Source organism: Paracoccus sp. J55 (assembly GCF_000513975.1).
GTDB lineage: Bacteria > Pseudomonadota > Alphaproteobacteria > Rhodobacterales > Rhodobacteraceae > Paracoccus.
This window is the reverse complement of the sequence record NZ_AZVA01000001.1, coordinates 24,209-43,561: the sequence shown is the minus strand read 5'-3', so window position 1 is coordinate 43,561 and position 19,353 is coordinate 24,209. Positions and strand designations below refer to the sequence as shown.

17 protein-coding genes are annotated in these 19,353 nt (G+C 68.2%); 6 read left to right on the top strand and 11 right to left on the bottom strand.

Annotation, left to right across the window (positions count from 1 at the left end; genetic code table 11):
* Window positions 1-98: 98 nt before the first annotated feature.
* The 10 genes from PARJ55_RS0100210 to proS form a co-directional block, all read right to left on the bottom strand.
* On the bottom strand, window positions 99-1,358 hold the full coding sequence (locus PARJ55_RS0100210) for a type III PLP-dependent enzyme (protein ID WP_232215642.1): 1,260 nt from the start codon (window positions 1,356-1,358) through the stop codon (window positions 99-101).
* On the bottom strand, window positions 1,351-1,587 hold the full coding sequence (locus PARJ55_RS0100205; protein WP_028711136.1) for an acyl carrier protein: 237 nt from the start codon (window positions 1,585-1,587) through the stop codon (window positions 1,351-1,353). Before PARJ55_RS0100205 ends, PARJ55_RS0100210 begins: the two co-directional genes overlap by 8 nt.
* Before the next feature lie 19 nt (window positions 1,588-1,606).
* Window positions 1,607-3,178: an AMP-binding protein gene (locus tag PARJ55_RS0100200; RefSeq protein ID WP_028711135.1), complete on the bottom strand. Its 1,572-nt coding sequence runs from the start codon at window positions 3,176-3,178 to the stop codon at window positions 1,607-1,609.
* The gene (locus tag PARJ55_RS21295; protein ID WP_230375663.1) at window positions 3,171-3,707 is read right to left on the bottom strand and encodes a serine O-acetyltransferase; all 537 of its coding nucleotides are present in this window, start codon (window positions 3,705-3,707) and stop codon (window positions 3,171-3,173) included. Before PARJ55_RS21295 ends, PARJ55_RS0100200 begins: the two co-directional genes overlap by 8 nt.
* Before the next feature lie 99 nt (window positions 3,708-3,806).
* Window positions 3,807-4,859 carry a glycosyltransferase family 61 protein gene (locus PARJ55_RS0100190; protein WP_028711134.1) on the bottom strand — a complete coding sequence of 351 codons (1,053 nt, stop codon included), beginning with the start codon at window positions 4,857-4,859 and terminating at the stop codon, window positions 3,807-3,809.
* A 63-nt stretch (window positions 4,860-4,922) separates the two neighbouring features.
* The gene (locus tag PARJ55_RS0100185) at window positions 4,923-6,083 is read right to left on the bottom strand and encodes an SGNH/GDSL hydrolase family protein (protein WP_232215641.1); all 1,161 of its coding nucleotides are present in this window, start codon (window positions 6,081-6,083) and stop codon (window positions 4,923-4,925) included.
* A gap of 80 nt (window positions 6,084-6,163) precedes the next feature.
* Window positions 6,164-7,333 carry a DegT/DnrJ/EryC1/StrS aminotransferase family protein gene (locus PARJ55_RS0100180; RefSeq protein ID WP_028711132.1) on the bottom strand — a complete coding sequence of 390 codons (1,170 nt, stop codon included), beginning with the start codon at window positions 7,331-7,333 and terminating at the stop codon, window positions 6,164-6,166.
* Window positions 7,330-8,253: a GDP-L-fucose synthase gene (locus tag PARJ55_RS0100175; protein WP_028711131.1), complete on the bottom strand. Its 924-nt coding sequence runs from the start codon at window positions 8,251-8,253 to the stop codon at window positions 7,330-7,332. The genes PARJ55_RS0100180 and PARJ55_RS0100175 overlap by 4 nt, the downstream gene beginning before the upstream one ends.
* A complete protein-coding gene (gene gmd, locus PARJ55_RS0100170; protein ID WP_028711130.1) occupies window positions 8,254-9,378 on the bottom strand; it encodes a GDP-mannose 4,6-dehydratase in 1,125 nt (374 codons plus the stop codon).
* Between the two features lie 186 nt (window positions 9,379-9,564).
* The gene (proS, locus tag PARJ55_RS0100165; protein ID WP_028711129.1) at window positions 9,565-10,917 is read right to left on the bottom strand and encodes a proline--tRNA ligase; all 1,353 of its coding nucleotides are present in this window, start codon (window positions 10,915-10,917) and stop codon (window positions 9,565-9,567) included.
* 140 nt (window positions 10,918-11,057) lie between these two features.
* On the opposite strand from proS, the gene PARJ55_RS0100160 reads away from it, so the two are divergent.
* From PARJ55_RS0100160 to ppx, 4 genes are all read left to right on the top strand, one after another.
* The gene (locus PARJ55_RS0100160; protein ID WP_232215640.1) at window positions 11,058-12,350 is read left to right on the top strand and encodes an AI-2E family transporter; all 1,293 of its coding nucleotides are present in this window, start codon (window positions 11,058-11,060) and stop codon (window positions 12,348-12,350) included.
* 3 nt (window positions 12,351-12,353) lie between these two features.
* Window positions 12,354-13,043: a DnaA ATPase domain-containing protein gene (locus tag PARJ55_RS0100155; protein WP_028711127.1), complete on the top strand. Its 690-nt coding sequence runs from the start codon at window positions 12,354-12,356 to the stop codon at window positions 13,041-13,043.
* 30 nt (window positions 13,044-13,073) lie between these two features.
* A complete protein-coding gene (locus PARJ55_RS0100150) occupies window positions 13,074-15,239 on the top strand; it encodes an RNA degradosome polyphosphate kinase (RefSeq protein WP_028711126.1) in 2,166 nt (721 codons plus the stop codon).
* Between the two features lie 67 nt (window positions 15,240-15,306).
* Window positions 15,307-16,848 (top strand): exopolyphosphatase, encoded by a 1,542-nt coding sequence (gene ppx / locus PARJ55_RS0100145; RefSeq protein WP_028711125.1) that lies wholly within the window; start codon window positions 15,307-15,309, stop codon window positions 16,846-16,848.
* A gap of 179 nt (window positions 16,849-17,027) precedes the next feature.
* Here ppx and PARJ55_RS0100140 read toward each other — a convergent pair whose 3' ends face one another.
* Window positions 17,028-18,077, bottom strand: coding sequence for a dipeptidase (locus tag PARJ55_RS0100140; RefSeq protein ID WP_028711124.1), 1,050 nt, complete (start codon window positions 18,075-18,077; stop codon window positions 17,028-17,030).
* 114 nt (window positions 18,078-18,191) lie between these two features.
* Here PARJ55_RS0100140 and PARJ55_RS0100135 point away from each other — a divergent pair, with 114 nt between their 5' ends.
* Both PARJ55_RS0100135 and parA read left to right on the top strand, forming a co-directional pair.
* Window positions 18,192-18,527 carry an antibiotic biosynthesis monooxygenase gene (locus PARJ55_RS0100135; protein ID WP_028711123.1) on the top strand — a complete coding sequence of 112 codons (336 nt, stop codon included), beginning with the start codon at window positions 18,192-18,194 and terminating at the stop codon, window positions 18,525-18,527.
* 90 nt (window positions 18,528-18,617) lie between these two features.
* Window positions 18,618-19,253 (top strand): ParA family partition ATPase, encoded by a 636-nt coding sequence (gene parA, locus PARJ55_RS0100130; RefSeq protein ID WP_028711122.1) that lies wholly within the window; start codon window positions 18,618-18,620, stop codon window positions 19,251-19,253.
* Window positions 19,254-19,353: the final 100 nt, after the last annotated feature.

Here is a 19,353-nt window from a genome sequence, read left to right as displayed (position 1 = left end):
GCCCGGAAAACACAACCGACCGGGTCGAGAAAAACGACGCAAAAATCCAAGATCAGGAATATTTTATCGCGCTGCCGCGCGAGGCGCCGCGCCGGGGCCTAGCGGTCCCGGATTCGCGTCACGTCGCGCATCTGCCCGCCGGTGACCAGCACCTCGACGGGTGTGGGATGGCTGATGAAATGCAGCGGGCTGGCGGTCGGCCCATAGGCGCCGCAGGCATGGATGGCGATCAGGTCGCCTTCCTCCAGCCGCGGCAGCGTGACGCTGCCGCCCAGCTTGTCGATCGAGGTGCAGAGCGGGCCGGAAATATCCTGCTTCTCCTCGGGCCGCGCGCCGTTCTCGTCGCCGCCCACCCGGTGCATGACGTAATTGCGCCGCAGCACCATGCCGAAATTGCCCGAAGCCGCCAGGTTGCCGTTCAGCCCGCCGTCGCAGATGGCGATTCGCGTGCCGCGCGATTGCTTGACCGAGACCACGCGGGTCAGGAACCGGCCCGCCGGCCCGACCAGGTAGCGGCCCAGTTCCAGCACCAGCCGGGTCGCGGGAAAATGCGCGGCGAAGGCGTCGAGTTCGGGGCCGATCTCGGCCGCGATGGCGGCGAGGTCCAGCGCGCTGTCGCCGGGGTGGTAGGGGATGCCCAGCCCGGCGCCGAAGATCAGCTTCTCGGGGTTCAGGTCCAGCGCCGCGCAGGTGTCAGAAAACACCTGCATGAAGATGCGCCAGTTCTCGCAGATCGCCTCGGGCTTGAGGCATTGCGTGCCGGAATAGATGTGCAGCCCGATGATGCGCAGGTTCGGCAGGGCGGCGATCTGCGGCAGGATCTCGGCCGCGTCCTCGACATCGATGCCGAAGGGGCTGGGCCGGCCGGCCATCTGGTCGCCGAAGCCCTTGGGCACCCGCGCCGGCGCGAGGCGGATCAGCACCGGCTGGACGCGGCCCAGCTCGGCGGCGATGGCATCGGCCAGCCGCGCCTCGCGCAGGCTTTCCAGCACCAGCTCGCCCAGGCCCGCCCCGATGGCGGGGCGCAGCTCGGCATCGCGCTTGGCCGGGCCGGTGAAGCTGACCTTCGCCGCATCCCAGCCCGCCTCCTGGCTCAGCGCGAATTCGCCGCCCGAGGAGATGTCGAGATAGTCCAGCCGGCCCCGCATCCAGTCCAGCAGGGCCGGGTTCGGGTTGCTCTTGACCGCGAAGCTGACGGCGAACCAGCGCCCCAGATGCGCGCGCAGATGCGCGAGCCGGGCCTCGATCTCGTCGGTGGCATAGACATAGGCGGGGGTGCCGAAACGCGCGGCGGCCTCGGCCAGCTGCCGGTCCAGCGCGGCCGGATCGGTCGCCGGATCAGTCGCCGCATCAGTCAAGGGATTGCACATAGGCGAGGATGGCGTCGACCGTGTCGAAATTGTCCAGCGTCACGTCGCCGGGCTGCACCCGCACGCCGGCATGCTGCTCGACGAAGGAAATCAGCCCGACCATCGCCACCGAATCCAGCATCCCGGTCGAGAAGAGTTCGGTATCGCCCTCCAGCGGCGTGTCGATGTTCAGCTCGCTGCGGATGTAGCGGATCAGCTCGTCCTTGCTCAGGCTCATGGATTCAATGCCTTTCTGGTCAGTTCTGCAATGCGGCCTTGGCGGCGGAAATGATGGCGGGGCGGTCCAGCTTGCCGCTGGCGGTGCGCGGCATGGCGCCCTGCCAGGGATGGTATCGCTGCGGACGCATGTAATGCGGCATCGCCCGGGCGCAATGCGCGGCCAGCGCGGTTTCGTCGGCCTGCGGCAGATAGGTCACGACCGCGTGAACCGCCTGGCCCAGATCGGCATCCTCGACCCCGAAGGCCACCACGTCGGTCACCAGCCCGCTTTGCGAGATCGCATCCTCGACCTCGGTCGGCGACAGGCGAAAGCCGAGCGTCTTGATCATCTCGTCCATGCGGCTGACGAACCACAGGTCGCCATCCTCGTCGACGCGCACCAGATCGCCCGACCAGACCACCGGTTCGTCGCCCAGCAGATGCGCCAGTTCGGGGCAGGGGCGGATCTTCTGTGCCGTCACCTCGGGCTTTTCCCAATAGCCCATGCTGACCAGCGGGCCGGCATGGACCAGCTCGCCCTGTTCGCCGGGACCGGCCACGCCCTCGCCATGCTTGACGGCGAAGACCTGCGCGTTCGGGATCTGGCGGCCGATCGAGCCCATCTTGGCCGCGAATTTCTCGGGCGGCAGATAGGTCGAGCGGAAGGCTTCGGTCAGCCCATACATCAGGTAGATGTCGACGCCCGGGAATACCTGCGGCAGCAGCTCCAGGATGTTCGGGGGGATCTTGCCGCCGGTATTGGTGATGCGCCGCAGCGCCGGCAGGTCGGTCGGGCGGTCCACCAGCAGCCGCACGATCTGGTTCCACAGGGGCGGCACGCCGGCGATTCCCGTCACCGATTCGGCCTGGGCCATGCGGATGATCTCGGCCGGCATGGTCAGCGGCTGGTGCACCACCGTCCCGCCCGTCAGCAGCATGGTGGTCAGCTGGTTCAGCCCGGCGTCGAAACTGTAGGGCAGCACCGAAAGCAGCCGGTCGCTTTCGTCCAGCCCCAGATAGTCCGCGACCGAGATGGCGCCCACGCGGATGTTGCGGTGGCTGAGCATCACCCCCTTGGGCGCGCCGGTCGAGCCCGAGGTGTAGATGATCATCGCCAATCCGCGCGGGTCGGGTTCGTCGGGCGCGGAAGCCTGGTCGGCGGCAAGCGCCCCCCAGGGGTCCGCGCCCTGGACAAGGCCCTCGGCCTTGCCCTGAACAAGATAGGCCGTGCCCTTTGGCAAGGCATGTTCGCCCACGAGCGCCTCCAGCGCGTTGCGGGGCAGGATCACCGCGCGCGCCCGGCTGTCGCGGGCGACATAGGCCAGCTGCGCGGGTGTCCAGCGGATGTTCACGTTGACGACCACGGCGCCCATCTTCCAGGCGCCGAACATGGCCGCGACCTCGTCGATGCCCTTGCGCAGATGCACGATCACCCGGTCGCCGGGCAGGATGCCGCGCCGGACCAGCCAGTCGGCGACGCGCCCGGCCTCGGCCGCCAATTCGGCATAGGTGACCGCGCGGCCCTGATCCACGGCGGCGGTCTTGCCCGGGCGGGCGGGCAGGTTGTCGGCCAGCAGGCGCCACATGCTGCGGTCGAAATCGTCACTCATGGGCGGGGGCCTTCTTCCTGGCGGCAAAGATCGGCAGGCTGGGATAGATCTTGGCGGGAGAGCCGATCACCACCGAATCCGGCGGCACATTGGTCGTCACCGCGGTATTGGCGCCGATCCGCACCCGGTCCCCGATGGTGATCGGGCCCAGCACGCAGGAATTCACGCCGATGAACACGTCATCGCCGATCACCGGCGCGCCCGGGCCCATGTTGGTGCCGATGGTGACGTTGTGCATCACCCCGCAGCGGTCGCCGATGACCACGTCGGGATGGATGGACAGCGAGCCCTCGGCATGGATGATGTGGAAATCCTTGCCCAGCCGCACCTGCGGCGGGATCCAGACCTTGGTCACGTTCAGGATCAGTACCTTCATCAGCGCGTAGGGCTTGCTGGCCAGCCAGCGCAGCAGCGGATTCTTCAGCCCGATGGCCCAACGGCCGTAGCGATAGACGGCAAGCGAGACGAAGGCGGGTTCGGTCAGCGAACGGCCGTGTCGTCTGTAGTCGTCCCGGAGAGTTTCAAACATCACCATACACTTGTTTAATGACTTCGGCGGGAAATAAGCTCGCCCGGCCCCATATTCCGATGTCTCGCCGCAAACTCAACCTGACTGTTAGGACGGGTTTCAGGGGTTTTCGACGGCGATCAGGTCGAGGGTGCGCCGAATCTGGTCCCATTCGACCCGGTAGCCGCCCGCCGTTCCCTCGCCGACCACCATGGCGTAGCGTTGCTGCCAGCAATCCGTCAGCAGCTTCAGCGAGGTCGTCACCCGGTCTGCCGGCTGCAGCGTCAGCACCGTGCCGCCCGGGGCCATGGCGATCACGCCATGGGCGAGCTGGCTGCCCTCGACGCCCACCACCAGCCGGGCGGCGCCCGCCGCCTCGGCCATCTGGTCGGCGTCGTGGCGGTCGATATAGAGCGTGCGGAAACCGTATTCGGCCTCCAGCCGCTCGGCGATCTCGGCCTCGTTCTCCAGGATGCGGGCATCGCCGCTGGCGCCGCGGAAGATGAAGACGCCGGGCAGGGGCTTCAGCGCGCGGTCCTTGAGGATGCGGGCGCGATTCTCTTGCGCGCGGGCGCGGCGGTGGCTGTTGTTGTGCAGGTCGTCGAACAGGATCAATTCGTCGAAATGCGCATCGCCGATGCGCCGGGGCGTCATGTCCAGCAATTCCTCGTAACGCGCGATATGGCCGCCGCGGGCAGGGGCAGAGGTCGCGGGCGCGCCGGCCGCCTCGGCCAGGCGATAGGCGAGGCAGTCGTTCAAGAGCCAGTTGCCGAACCAGCGGTTGCCGATCCAGCTTTCGTAAAGCGCGCCCGACAGGCTTTCGCGCGGGCGGGCATAGGTCAGGCCGGAATGCCTGCGCTGGCGCAGGTGACGCTCGCCCCCCAGGGCATGCAGCACGCCGTCGACGAAATCGACGTCGCGAAAGCGGTAGCCCATGGTCGGCGGCGTGCGCTCGGCGGGGTCGCCCTGCATCTGCGCCAGAATGTCGGGCAGGGCGCCGAATTCGGTGCGCGCGATATGGTCGATCTGGTCGGGCAGCCAGATGCCCGGCGTGATCTCGACCACCTCGGCGGGGCAGATCTCCCAGCGTTCGACGGCGGTGTCGAAGAAATCCGCCTGGCCCAGACCGAAAAGACGACGCAGGCGGTTATGGATCGGTCTGAGGGAATGCATGGCGGCTCGGCTGGGCAGGTTCGGGACGAGTTTGAGGTCGCAAGGCGGCGCGTGCAAGCGGGATCAGCCGCTTCCGCCAGAATCCGGCGCCGTCAACGCCTGGATCAGCGTCCTGGCGATCATGGCATGGTCTGCGGCGGAAGGATGCCACAGGCAGGCATTGCGTTTCGGGTCGCCCAGAACGACCAGCCGGTTGGCGATGCCCCCGGCGGTCAGCAGGTCCGAGGCGCTGCGATGCGCCTCGACCAGTTCGGGCCCGTATTCGCCGAAGGCAAGCAGGACGATCTGCGCACCGGGATTTTCCTGCATGCGGGCGGCGGCGAAATCGGCCAGCGCCGGGGCGAAATCACGGCGCAGCTGGCTCGGGTCGCTCCAGCGTTCGCCCGGAGCGAGCGACGAGCCGAAGACATTCGAGCCGAGCGCGATGACGACGATATCGGCCTGGCGCTGGGGCAGGGCGGTCGCTTCGGCATCCCCCGGCAGCGCCAGCGGATAGAGCCGCTCCATGGTGCGCTCGGGGTCGGCGCCGCCATAGTTGCGCAAGAGCCCGATGCCCGAGCGGGCGACCATCCGGTAATCCGCATCCAGCGCCGCCGCCACCTGCGGGCCGAAACTGCGGCTGGTATCGGTGGCGGCATAGACCTCCTCCTCGCTGCAATCGCGGCGCTCGGCGGTATTGGCGAAGCCCAGCGTGTCGGAATCGCCAATGAACTCGATCAGCCTCGGGGCGGGCTCGGGCGGAGGCAGCGCCGCGGCCGAGCCCTCCAGGAAGAAGCCGCCGAACAGCGCCGGTTCCCAGGATTCGCTGATCTTTTCGGCGCGGATCACATGCGGGCCGGGGGCCAGCCCCTCGATGCGCAAGTCCTGCCGGCCCGGGCGCGAAAGCTCGACCGCCTCGCCGTCCAGGATCACCCGCCAGCGATTGACCGCATCGTCGAAGCGCAGGGTGATTCCCGTCCCCGCGAACCGGGCCGAGGCGTGGAACCCCGGCCATTCGTGGCGATAGCCTTCGCCCGAGGAATCGGCCGCCACGCGGCCCGTCACCTGGGCAGGCAGGGCGGTCAACCGGGGCTGTGGCGCGACCAGCCGCGCCTGGAAGCCCAGGCCTTCGGCGAGGAGGAGCTGCGGCACCGGCGTCGCCGGGCGCGGCGGTTCTGGCCAGGGGACAAACGCGACCAGCGCGGCGAGCCCCAGGCCGAAAACCCCGGCGCCGATCCGTTTCATCCGTCCCGCACTCATGACCACCCATCCGCCGCCCGCATTCACGATCCTGACCAGGCCCTGCCGGCAAGTCCAGCGCCCGGTCAGGCGCGGAACCCGGCCAGAATCCCGACCGCGTCCCGGATGTCATAATGATGATTGCCGATGAAGAAACCGTTAAGGTCGATCTCCTCGGCATGGGTCATCGGCCCGTGCAGGCTGTGATCCATCATCCGCAGCACGGGATTTTTCGTAAAATTGCCGCTGACGATGGGCCGGGTCTCGAATCCCAGCGCCTCGAGTCGGCCCAGAACCTCGCGCCGCGCAAGGCCCGTTTCCGGCCGCAGCACCAGCGAAAATCCGAACCAGCTGCTTTCGCCGGTCTCGCGCTGGATGCGGAACAGCGGATGATCCGCCATCGCCTGCTGCCACAGCGCGCCGTTCGCGCGCCGCCCCTCGATCAGCCGCGGCAGCTTGGCCAGCTGCGCCCGCCCCAGCGCCCCCGACATCTCCAGCGGGCGCAGGTTGTAGCCGGGCAGGACGAAGCGGAAGCTTTCCTCGAAGGGATCGTCGCTCTTCTCGCCGGTGACGCGGTTGAATTTCGGCAGGTTGCGCGTCCAGCCATGCGCCCGCAGCGCCAGCAGGATATGGTAAAGCTCCTCGTCGTCGGTGACGACCAGCCCGCCCTCCATGGTGGAGATATGGTGCGAGAAGAAGGTGGAAAACGTCCCCATCACCCCGAATGTGCCGCATTGCCGGCCACCGAAGGTGGCGCCCATCGATTCGCAATTGTCCTCGATCAGCACGATGCTGCGCCCGCGGATAAGGGCGCGGATCGTGTCGAAGTCGTTGGGATTGCCCAGCAGGTTCACCGCCATGACGGCGCGGGTGCGCTCGGTGATCGCCCCGGCCAGCGCGGCCAGGTCATAATTCAGCGTCTCGCGGTCGATATCGACGAATTTCAGATGCAGCCCGTATTGGTGCAGCGGAAAGAAGGTCGTGGACCAGGAGACCGCCGGCACGATCACCTCGTCCCCCGGCGCCAGCCGCAGGGCGGGGTTCTGGGTATGGCGCAGCGCCGCCACCATGGCGAGATTGGCCGAGGAACCCGAATTCACCATCACCGCGTAACGGCTGCCGGTAAAGCGGGCGAATTCTGCCTCGAAGGCCGCCACCTCGCCCCCCATGGAAAAGCGGTCCGAATCGATCACCCGCTGCAGCGCCGCCCGTTCCGCCTCGTCCCAGCTGGAGGTGGCAAGGGGAAAACGGCTCATGGCTGCTGCTCCAGATACCAGGCATAGGTGGCGGCGATGCCCTCGCGCAGCCCGGTCCGCGGCGCCCAGCCCCATTCCGCCTGCCGTGCCACGGACAGGAGCTTGCGCCGCATGCCCACCGGCTTGCCCAGGTCGTGGGTGAAGCGGCCCTGCCAGCCGATCACCTCGGCCACGATGCGGTAATAATCGGCGATGGCGTGATCGTCCCCCGGCCCGACATTTATCACCGGCGGCAGCGCCGAGGGATCGGCCAGCGCCCGCAGGATCGCCTCGGCCAGGTCGCCGGCATACATGAATTCGCGCCGCGCCGTGCCATCGCCCCAGATCTCGACCGTCTCATGGCCCTCGACCCGGGCACGGTGGATCTTGTGGATGATCGCCGGCAGCAGATGCGACTGCCGGGGGTCGAACTTGTCATGCGGGCCATAGAGGTTGCAGGGGATCAGCGTGCGCCATTGCAGGCCGCGATCCTCGCGGCAGGCATAGTCCACCAGCCGCATCGTCAGGATCTTGGCCAGCGCATAGCCCTCGTTGGTGGGCTCCAGCGCGCCGGTCAGGATCTGTTCCTCGGACAGGTCGCGGCCCAGTTCGCGCGGATAGACGCAGCTCGAACTCAGGTTGATCAGCACCGGCACCCCTGCTTCGCGGCAGGCGGTGATGAGGTTCAGGCCGATCCGGGCGTTCTCGGCCAGGAACCGCACCGGCTCGGCCATGTTGGCCTGGATGCCGCCGACCACGCCCGCGGCATGGACCACCGCGTCGGGGCGATGCCGCGCCAGCCAGTCGCGCAGGGCGCGGTCGTCGCACAGGTCCAACTCGGCCCGCGAGGGCGCCAGCAGCTCCCAGGCGGCGATGCCCGGATGGGCGCGCAGGTTGCGCCCGACCATGCCGTTTCCGCCGGTGACGAACAGCCGTGCCATCTAGCGCCCCCCGGCCGAGACCGGCAGGCCCAGCCCGTGACGCTTCAGCAGCGCATGGCGGCGCGCCACCTGCAGATCGGCGGCGACCATCTCGGCGATCATCTCGCGCAGGCCGGTCTCGGGCCGCCAGCCCAGCCGCTGATGCGCCTTGGCCGCGTCGCCCAGCAGGCTCGCCACCTCGGCGGGGCGGAAATATTTCGGATCGACCCGCATCACCACGTCGCCCGGCCCGACCGCCGGCGCGAGGTCGCCGGAAACCGAGGCGACCACGGCAACCTCGTCCACGCCCGCTCCGCGGAACTCCAGCGCGATGCCCAGCTCTTCCGCGGCCCAGATCAGGAACTGGCGCACGGAATGCTGCTCGCCGGTGGCGATGACGTAATCGTCGGGCGCGTCGCATTGCAGCATCAGCCATTGCATCCGCACATAGTCGCGGGCATGGCCCCAGTCGCGCAGCGCGTCCAGGTTGCCCATGTAGAGGCAGCTTTCCACCCCTTGCGCGATATTCGCCAGCCCGCGGGTGATCTTGCGGGTGACGAAGGTCTCGCCGCGGCGCGGGCTTTCGTGGTTGAACAGGATGCCGTTGCAGGCGAAAAGCCCGTAGGCCTCGCGATAGTTCACCGTGATCCAATAGGCATAAAGCTTGGCCACGGCATAGGGGCTGCGGGGATGGAAGGGCGTGCGCTCGGTCTGCGGCGTCTCGCGCACCAGCCCGTAAAGCTCCGAGCTCGAGGCCTGGTAATAGCGCGTCACCCCCTCCAGCCCCAGGAAGCGGATCGCCTCCAGAAGCCGCAGCGCCCCCAGCCCATCCACGTCGGCGGTATATTCCGGCGCCTCGAAACTGACCGCGACATGGGACTGCGCGCCCAGGTTATAGACCTCGTCGGGCCGCACCTCGGCCATGATCCGGGTCAGGCTGGAGCTGTCGGTCAGATCCCCGTAATGCAGGAAGAAGCGCGGCGCGGCCTCATGCGGGTCCTGGAAGATGTGATCGATGCGCTGGGTGTTGAAGGACGAGGCGCGGCGCTTGATGCCATGCACCTCATAGCCCTTTTCCAGCAGGAACTCGGCCAGATAGGAGCCGTCCTGCCCGGTCACCCCGGTGATGAGCGCCTTCTTCACCATCCATCCTCCTGGCCGGGCTTCTTTGCTCTTCAAATACCCATGCGACCGCGCAAGCTTCGCTGTCCTCCGGGTATTTTCAGAGCAAAGAAGACACAGGCGCGGCCCCAAGATCCTTCTGCCCGGCGCCCGCTTTCACCGTTTTTCAAATACTCCCGCGGCCGCACCACCGGCACGGCCGCCCGATCTTCATAGCGCCGCGTCGAAGACCGGCCGGTAGATCTCCTTCAGCCGCGCCACCGCCTCCTGCGGCGACATCTCGATCGACTCGCCGGTGCGGCGCGCGGTCAGCTCGACCTTGTTCGCAGCCAGGCCGCGCGGCCCGACGGTGATCCGCCAGGGCAGGCCGATCAGGTCCATGGTGGCGAATTTCGCCCCTGCGCGCTCGTCGCGGTCGTCATAAAGCGGGTCCAGCCCCTGCGCCTTCAGCTCGGCGTAAAGCGCCTCGCAGGCCCCGTCGGTCGAGGCGTCGCCCTGCTTGAGGTTGACGATGCCGACATGGAAGGGTGTCACGCCCTCGGGCCAGACGATGCCCTTGTCGTCATGGCTGGCCTCGATGATCGCGCCCAGCAGGCGGCTGACGCCGATGCCGTGCGAACCCATATGCACCGGCACGCGCTGGCCGTCCGGGCCGACCACCGTGGCGCCCATCGGCTCGGAATACTTGGTGCCGAAATAGAAGATCTGCCCGACCTCGATGCCGCGCGCCTGGCGGCGGCGGGCCTCGGGAACCTGCTCGAACAGCGCCGGGTCGTGGGTCTCGTCGGTGCGGGCGTAGCGGCTGGTGAATTCCTCAAGCACCGCCTGGCATTGCGCGACATCGTCGTAGTCGATGGTGCGGTCGCCGAATTTCAGGTCGGTGATCTCGCTGTCGTAGAAGACCTCGGATTCGCCGGTCTCGGCCAGCACCAGGAATTCATGGGTATAGTCGCCGCCGATCGGGCCGCCGTCCGCGCGCATCGGGATGGCCTGCAGCCCCATGCGCTCATAGGTGCGCAGATAGCTGACCAGGTGGCGGTTATAGGCGTGCAGCGCGTCCTCTTTCGTCAGGTCGAAATTGTAGCCGTCCTTCATCAGGAATTCGCGGCCGCGCATGACGCCGAAGCGCGGGCGGATCTCGTCGCGGAACTTCCACTGGATGTGATACAGCGTCAGCGGCAGGTCCTTGTAGCTGTTCACATGCGACCGGAAGATGTCGGTGATCATCTCCTCGTTCGTGGGGCCATAGAGCAGGTCGCGCTTGTGGCGGTCCTTGATGCGCAGCATCTCCTCGCCGTAATCGTCATAGCGGCCGCTCTCGCGCCACAGGTCGGCCGCCTGCAGGGTCGGCATCAGCATGGCGATATGGCCGGCGCGGGCCTGTTCCTCATGCACGATCTGCTCGATGCGCCTGAGCACCTTGAAGCCCAGCGGCAGCCAGGAATAGATGCCCGCCGCCTGCTGCTTGATCATGCCGGCGCGCAGCATCAGCCGGTGGCTGACGATCTGGGCCTCTTTGGGGTCTTCCTTCAGGACGGGCATGAAATAGCGCGTGAGACGCATGGCGAAATCCTCGATATGGCCGGCACGGGTTAGCGCAGAGCGTCCGGCGGGGCAACGCCCTTCCTTGCAAGCGGCGGCGGGACCGTCCACATAGGAACGCGGACGCGAGGACGGGAGCGACAAGACCCATGCAATTGCCGGTGCAGAAACAGATCCTGTATTGGGGCGGGGCGCTGGCCGTCCTGCTGCTGGCGCTCTGGGGGCTGGGCAATGCCATCATGCCCTTCATCATGGGCGCGGCGGTGGCCTATCTCTTCGACCCGCTGGCCGACCGGCTGGAGCGGCTGGGCCTGTCGCGCACCGCCGCGGTCGTCATCATCACGCTTTGCGGCCTGCTGCTGGTGGTGGCGCTGTTTTTGCTGCTGGTGCCGGTGCTGGTGCGCCAGACCACGGCGCTGATCGAGACGGCGCCGCAGATGTTCCAGCAGCTGCAGCGGTTCCTGATGACCCGCTTTCCCGAGATCTTCACCGAGGGCAGCCCGGTCAACACCGCGCTGACCAACATGGGCCAGCAGATCAGCGAGCGCGGCGGTCAGCTGGTCAGCACCGTGCTGGGCTCGGTCATGGGCGTGGTCAGCATGGTCATGCTGGTGGTGATCGTGCCGGTCGTGGCCTTCTACCTGCTGCTCGACTGGGACAACATGGTGGACCGGCTGGACGAGCTGCTGCCGCGCGAGCATGCCGGCACCATCCGCCGCCTGGGGCATGAGATCGATGCGGCGCTGTCGGGTTTCGTGCGCGGGCAGGGCATGGTGATCCTGATCCTGGGCACCTTCTATTCGGTCTGCCTGGGCCTGATCGGTCTGCCCTTCGGGGTGGCGATCGGGGTGATCGCCGCCTCGCTCTCGTTCATCCCCTATGTCGGCGTGGTGATCGGCGGCGTGACCGCCATCGGCGTGGCGCTGTTTTCCTTCTGGGGCGAGCCGGTCTGGATCGGCGCAGTGATCGCGGTCTTCGTCCTGGGCCAGATCGTCGAGGGCAACTACCTGCAGCCCAAGATCGTCGGCGGCCATGTCGGGCTGCATCCGGTCTGGCTGATGCTGGCCCTGACCGTCTTCGGCACGCTTTTCGGCTTCGTCGGCCTTCTGGTCGCGGTGCCGGCGGCGGCGGCGCTTGGCGTGCTGGTGCGCTTCGGCGTCGGTCGCTACAAGGAAAGCGCGCTTTACACCGGGCGCGAGGTCCCCTCGCCGCCCCCGCCGCCGACGCTGGTCGAACTGGTGCCGCGCGGCACCTCCGAGCGCGCGCGCCAGTTGGCGCAGATGTCGCGCGACGTGGCGGTGGCCGAGATCCAGCGCGAGGAGCATCTGGCGCATCTGCTGGAGGAGCACCAGCATCGCCAGGAGGCCGGCGCGGTCCCCGATGCCGAAGGTCCGCCCTCGCCCTCGGAACTCTGGGCCGAGGCCCGCGAGAGCCGGGAAGGCAAGGGCGGCTGAACGGTGGCAAGGCAGCTGACCCTGGACCTGACGATGCCGCCGGCCTCGTCGCGCGACGATTTCCTGATCACCGCCGCCAATCGCGACGCGCTGGCCATGCTGGACGCGCCCGAGCGCTGGCCGCAGGGGCGTCTGCTGCTGATCGGGGGCCCCGGATCGGGCAAGTCGCATCTGGTCGGCTTCTGGGCGGCCGAACATGGTGCCCCCGTCAGCCACGGCTGGACGCTGTCGCCCGACACCGTGGACGAGCTGGTCCGGCCGGGCGGCGCTCTGGTCGTCGAGGACGCGCATGAGATCGGCGGCAACGCCACGGCCGAGCAGGGGCTGTTCCATCTGTGGAACCTCGCCGGCGCGCGGCAGGCGCTGCTGCTGATCACCGCGCGCACGGCGCCGCGCGACTGGGGCGTGGCGCTGCCCGACCTGCGCTCGCGGCTGGAAACCGCGGCGCAGGCGGTGCTCGGCCCGCCCGACGACGCGCTGCTGCCGGCGGTGCTGGTCAAGCTGTTCGCGGACCGCCAGATCCAGGTCGCGCCCGAAGTGGTGGACTGGCTGGCGCTGCGCATGGAGCGCGACCTGGGCCTGGCCCGCCGCCTGGTTGCCGCCATCGACCGCGAATCGCTGGCCGACCGCCGCGCCATCACCCGGCGCCTGGCCGCCGAGCTTCTGGACAAGCTCACCCCTGCCGACGCATGATCCGCCGGCATTTCCCTAGCCCGCAGTGACATGACCCAAGCCGATTTCCTGAAATCCCCATTTCCCGCCCCGCGCGCGCTGCCCGACGGCACGCCCGAGGGGTCGGCGCGCTTCTTCAACCGCGAGATCAGCTGGCTCGCCTTCAACTGGCGGGTGCTGGACGAGGCGCGCAACCCGCGCGTGCCGCTGCTGGAGCGGCTGCGCTTCCTGTCGATCTCGGCCACCAATCTGGACGAGTTCTACACCGTCCGCGTCGCCGGCCTGCGCGAACTGGTGCGCGAGGGCAACACCACCCTTTCCGATGACGGGCTGACCGCGGCCGAGCAACTGGCGCTGGTCAATGCCGATGCGCGCCGGCTGATGGGCGCGCAGCAGGCGGTCTGGAACGGGTTGCGCCGCGAGATGGAGCAAGCCGACATCGCCATCCTGTCGCGCGGCCGCGTGACCCGCGCCGAGGAGGAATTCCTGCGCCGGCATTTCATGGATCAGGTGTTCCCGGTGCTGTCGCCGCTGGCCATCGACCCGGCGCACCCCTTTCCCTTCATCCCGAACGCGGGCTTTTCGCTGGCGCTGGAGCTGGCGCGGGAAAGCGACGGCCAGCAGATGCAGGCGCTGCTGCCGATCCCGCAGCAGATCGCCCGTTTCATCCCGCTGCCGGGCGGCAAGCGGTTCCTGCGGCTGGAAGACCTGCTGCTCATGCATCTGCCCAGCCTGTTCCCCGGCTATCGCGACATCGGCCATTGCGCCTTCCGCGTGCTGCGCGACAGCGATCTTGAGGTCGAGGAAGAGGCCGAGGACCTGGTGCGCGAATTCGAGACCGCGCTGAAGCGCCGCCGCCGCGGCAGCGTCATCCGGCTGAAGATCACCGCCGGCGCCCCCGACCGGCTGCGCCGGCTGATCATGGAGGAACTGGACGTCGATCCCGAGGAGGTGGTCGAGGTCGAGGGCCTGTTGGGCATGGCCGACCTGCGCGAACTGGTGCTGGACAGCCGCCGCGACCTGCAATGGCCCAGCTTCACCCCGCGGGTGCCGGAACGGGTGCAGGACCATGACGGCGACATGTTCGCGGCCATCCGGCAAAAGGACATGCTGCTGCATCACCCCTACGAGACCTTCGACATGGTGGTGCGCTTCCTGGCGCAGGCCGCGCGCGATCCGGACGTGCTGGCGATCAAGCAGACGCTCTACCGCACCTCGCGCGACAGTCCGATCGTCGACGCGCTTTGCGAGGCGGCCGAATCGGGCAAGTCGGTGACGGCGCTGGTCGAGCTGAAGGCGCGCTTCGACGAGGCCGCCAACATCCGCCAGTCGCGGCGGCTGGAACGCTCGGGCGCGCATGTCGTCTATGGCTTCATGCAATACAAGACCCATGCCAAGATCAGCGCCGTGGTGCGGCGCGAGGGCGACCAGCTGGTGACCTATACCCATTTCGGCACCGGCAACTATCATCCGATCACCGCGCGCATCTATACCGACCTGTCGCTGTTCACCTGCGATCCGGCGCTGGGGCGCGACGCCTCCAAGGTGTTCAACTTCCTGTCCGGCTATGTGCAGCCGGACGGGCTGGAGAACATGGCGATCTCGCCCATCGATCTCAAGGAGACCCTGCTGGAGCTGATCGCCCGCGAGGCCGAGTTCGCCCGCCGCGGCCGGCAGGCCGAGATCTGGGCCAAGATGAACAGCCTGATCGAAAAGGACGTGATCGAGGCGCTTTATGCCGCCAGCCAGGCGGGCGTCCGGATCAACCTGGTGATCCGCGGCATCTGCGGGCTGCGGCCCGGCATCGCCGGCCTGTCGGAAAACATCCGGGTGAAATCCATCGTCGGACGCTTTCTGGAACATTCGCGGATCGTCTGCTTCGGCAACGGCTTCGGCCTGCCCTCCAAGCGCGCCCGGGTCTTCATCAGCTCGGCCGACTGGATGGGCCGCAACCTGAACCGCCGGGTCGAGACGCTGATCGAATGCTTCAACGAGACGGTGAAGGCGCAGATCACCAGCCAGGTCATGGCCGCGAACATGGCGGACGAGGCGCAAAGCTGGCTTCTGCAACCCGACGGACGCTATCTGCGCTATCTGCCGGCCGGGCGGGACGACCTGTTCTGCTGTCACAGGTTCTTCATGGAAAACCCCTCATTGTCGGGACGCGGCAGCGCGGGTGCCCGTGACGTTCCGGCTTTGATGCACTCGACGGATTGACGCGAAGGGGGCAATTGCCCCATCCAAGGCGCGCGCCCGGCGCGGTAACGGAATCGAGAGGAACCCGATGAACGGCATCTTGACCGCAAGCGGAGAAACCATCGAACCCTTCGGGCGCTCGCTGTTCGAGCGGGCCTCGGAACGGGCGCTGAGCCGGGTGGGCGTGGTCGATGTCGGCTCGAACTCGATCCGCATGGTGGTGTTCGACGGCGCGGCGCGCTCGCCTGCCTATTTCTACAACGAAAAGGTCATGGCCGGGCTGGGGCAGGGGCTGGCCAGCACCGGCCGGCTGAATCCCGAGGGCGTGCGCCGCGGCATGGCGGCCCTGCGCCGCTTTGCCGTGCTGGCCGACAGCATGGGCATCAAGCCGCTGACCTGCGTCGCCACCGCCGCCGTCCGCGAGGCCGAGGACGGCCCCGCCTTCCGCAAGGCGGTCGAGAAGGAGACGGGGCTGAAGCTGCTGGTCATCGACGGCGAGGAAGAGGCGCGGCTGTCGGCCCAGGGCGTGCTGCTGGGCTGGCCGGATGCCAGGGGCCTGGTCTGCGACATCGGCGGCAACTCGATGGAGCTGGCCGAGGTGGCGAACGGCAAGGTCGGCCGCCGCATCTCGACGCCGCTGGGCCCGTTCCGGCTGCAGCAGGTCAAGGGCGGCGCCTCGGGCCTGCGCGACCATATCCGCGACACCATCGAAAAGGCCGCCGCCCGGCTGGGCCGGGGGCACGACCAGATCTATCTGGTTGGCGGCTCGTGGCGCGCCATCGCCCGGCTGGACATGGAGCGGGCGAAATATCCGATGACGGTGCTGCACGAATATCGCATGTCGCCCGATGCCGTCGCCGAAACGGTGAAGTGGATCGCCGGCAAATCCGTATCCGAGATGCGGGCGATGACCGGCATCTCGCAAAGCCGGATGGAGCTGGTGCCGCTGGCCAGCCAGGTGCTGCGCCAGCTGGTGCAGAGCATGCAGCCGAAATCGCTGGCCGTTTCGTCCTATGGCATCCGCGAGGGGCTGCTCTACGAGCAGATGCCGGCCGGGCTGCGCTCGCGCGATCCGCTGATCGAGGCGGCGCGCTTCGCCGAGCGGCAGATGGCGCGGATGCCGGGCTTCGGCAAGCGGCTCTATCAGTTCCTCGAGCCGCTGTTCGGCGACCTGCCGGCCGAGCGCGACCGGCTGGTCAAGGCCGCCTGCCTGCTGCACGACACCACCTGGCGCACGCATCCCGATTATCGCGCCGATGCCTGTTTCGACAATGTGACGCGGGCCAACATGGCGGCGCTGTCGCATCCCGAGCGGGTGTTCCTGGGCCTGTCGCTGCTGCATCGCTACAAGAACAGCCGCGCCAACTCGCCCATGGCGCCGCTTTTCGCGCTGCTCTCGGAGAAGGAGATCCGCGAGGCCGAGGTTCTGGGCAAGGCGATGCGCTTCGGCGCCATGTTCTCGGTCAAGGACCCGGCCGAGGCGGGGACGCTGAAGCTGCAGCCCAGGAAGAAGCAGCTGGAGCTGAAGCTGACCCGGACCGGCCGGGCGCTGCTGGGCGAGGTGGCCGAGGCGCGGTTCCGCGCGCTGGCCGAGGCGCTGGGAGTCGCGCCGGTGGTGACGCAGGGCTGACCGGCCGGCCTCTCGCGGTCGCCATCCTGTCCGAACCGACAACTTCCCCGCACCGGCCGCTCGTGGCATTCCTGCGCTCACGGGGGCGACGATCCCGGTGTTGTTGCCGAGTGTCTGGTTTCGGATCGACAGCCCCCGACGACTTCCGGCCGGCGAGGGCGGTGACGAGGGCGGGGCGTTCAGGCGCCCCAGGTCCTTTCCAGCACCGAAAGCCAGTTCCTCCAGGCGATCTTTTCGACCAGGTCGCGGCCGTAGCCATGCGCCTGCATCGCCTGCAGAAGCTTCGGCAGCGCCGAGGCGTCGGCCAGGTCCTCGGGCATGTCGGCGCCGTCGAAATCCGAGCCGAGCGCGACGCCGTCCTCGCCCAGCAAGGACAGGAGATGGTCCAGATGGCGCAGCATGATCCCGAACCCCTGCATCGGCTCGCGCCGCCCCTCGGGATGCAGGAAGCCGACGGCGAAATTCAGCCCGACCAGCCCGCCCGATTCGGCGATCATCCGCAGCTGGCGGTCGGTCAGGTTGCGCGAGCTGGGCGCGACGGCATGGGCGCAGCTGTGGCTGGCGACCAGCGGCGCATCCGAAAGCCGCGCCACGTCGTCGACGCCCTTTTCGTTCAGATGCGACAGGTCCAGCATGATGCGCAGCCGGTTGCATTCGCGCACCAGATCCTTGCCCGCCTCGGTCAGCCCCGGCCCGGTATCGGGCGAGGCGGGGAAGGCGAAGGGCACGCCATGGCCGTAGCGCGTCGGCCGCGACCAGACCGGCCCCAGCGAACGCAGGCCCATCGCGTGCCAGACATGCAGCGCGTCCAGGTCGGGGATCGGCTCGGCCCCCTCGATATGCAGGATCGCGGCGATGCGGCCGGCCTCGATGCTGGCGCGCAGTTCTGCGGCCGTGCGGCAGATGTCCAGCGTGCCGCTCCGCGCCATCGCCATCAGCTGCCCGGCCTGGGCGATGGCATGGGGCAGGGCCTCGGCGGCCGGCACCTCGGGCGGCAGGTCCAGGGCGAAGGGCGGGTTCTTCTTCAGCATTGCCGCCACCGCGTCGTCGGGCCCGGCGGGCGAGGGCGTCCAGATGGCGAAGAAGCCGCCGGCGAAGCCGCCCGCCTTCGTTCGTGGCAGGTCCAGGTGGCCGGCTCCGTCACCCTGAAGCCAGAGCCGGTCGCGGCCGGGCCCCGCAGCCACCATGCGCTGCAGGAAATCGTTGTGACCGTCGAAGACCGGAATCATGGCATCTCCTTCTTGCTGGGGCGCCGCCACCATGGCGCGAACGGAAAACCGCTGCAACCTGCCGCGCTTCGCCGTAAGCTGGGGCCACAGCCAGGCAAGCAGGAGCCCAAAGCCATGACCCGCATCGACAAGGAATTCTCCGGCCAGACCGTGATCTGCACCTTCGAGGTGACGCCCGGAACCGCGCATGACGTGCTGGACGCGCTGAACGATGCCTATGACCAGGTGATCCGCCATCAGCCCGGCTACGTCTCGGGCGCGGTGCATCTGAACGACGCCCAGACCCGCATCTGCACCTATTCGCAGTGGCGCGACCGGCGCGACTATCAGGCCATGCTGCGCCACCCCGAGATGCGCAGCCGCAACCGCGCCATTCACGGCATGTGCCGCCATTTCGAGCCGGTGATGTACGAGGTGGTCGATACCTGGCAGGTACATGGCCACGGCTGATGCTGCGGCTGCGAAAAAGCCGTGCATTGCGCCGGCTTACCCCCTAGTCTGGCGGAAATCAGTCGGGCGGAAGCCGGAACGGAGGGGCTCATGGCGGGACGCATCATTACCATTGCCCAGCAGAAGGGCGGCTCGGGCAAGACCACCATCGCGGTCAACCTGGCGGTGGCGCTGCGCGGGCGCGGCCATTCCGTCGCCCTGCTGGACACCGATCCGCAGGGCAGCATGGGGCGCTGGTTCCTGGAGCGGCTGGAGCGGCTTGGCGAAGACGAGGCGTTGGAATTCACCACCTCCTCGGCTTGGGGCGCCAGCTACGAATCCGACAAGCTGAAGAAACGCTTCGATTTCGTCATCATCGATACGCCGCCCAAGATCGACAGCGACCTGCGCCCGGCGCTGCGCGTGGCCGATCTGGTGCTGGTGCCGGTGGCGACCAGCCATGTCGACCTGTGGGCGACCGAGGGCGTGCTGGACCTGGCCCGGCGCGAGAAATGCGACACGCTGATCGTGCTGAACCGGACCCGCTCGCATGCCCGGCTGACCGGCGAGGTGGCCGAGGGGGCCGCCGCTCTGGGGGCCGATGTGGCGGCGGCGCAGCTCGCCAACCGCGTCGCCTATGCCGAGGCGCTGGGGCAGGGGCTGGGTGCGGGCGAGCGGGCGCGCAACGCCACCGCCCGGGCCGAGATCGATGCGCTGGCCGAAGAGGTGCTGGCGAGCCTGGGCTGAGCCTGGGCCGCCATCCGCGGAAATCCGCCGGCCGGGGCGGGGGCGGGAAACCATAGGCTGCGCTTGGGCGTTGGCGGGGCAGCAAGTCCAGACTCTCATG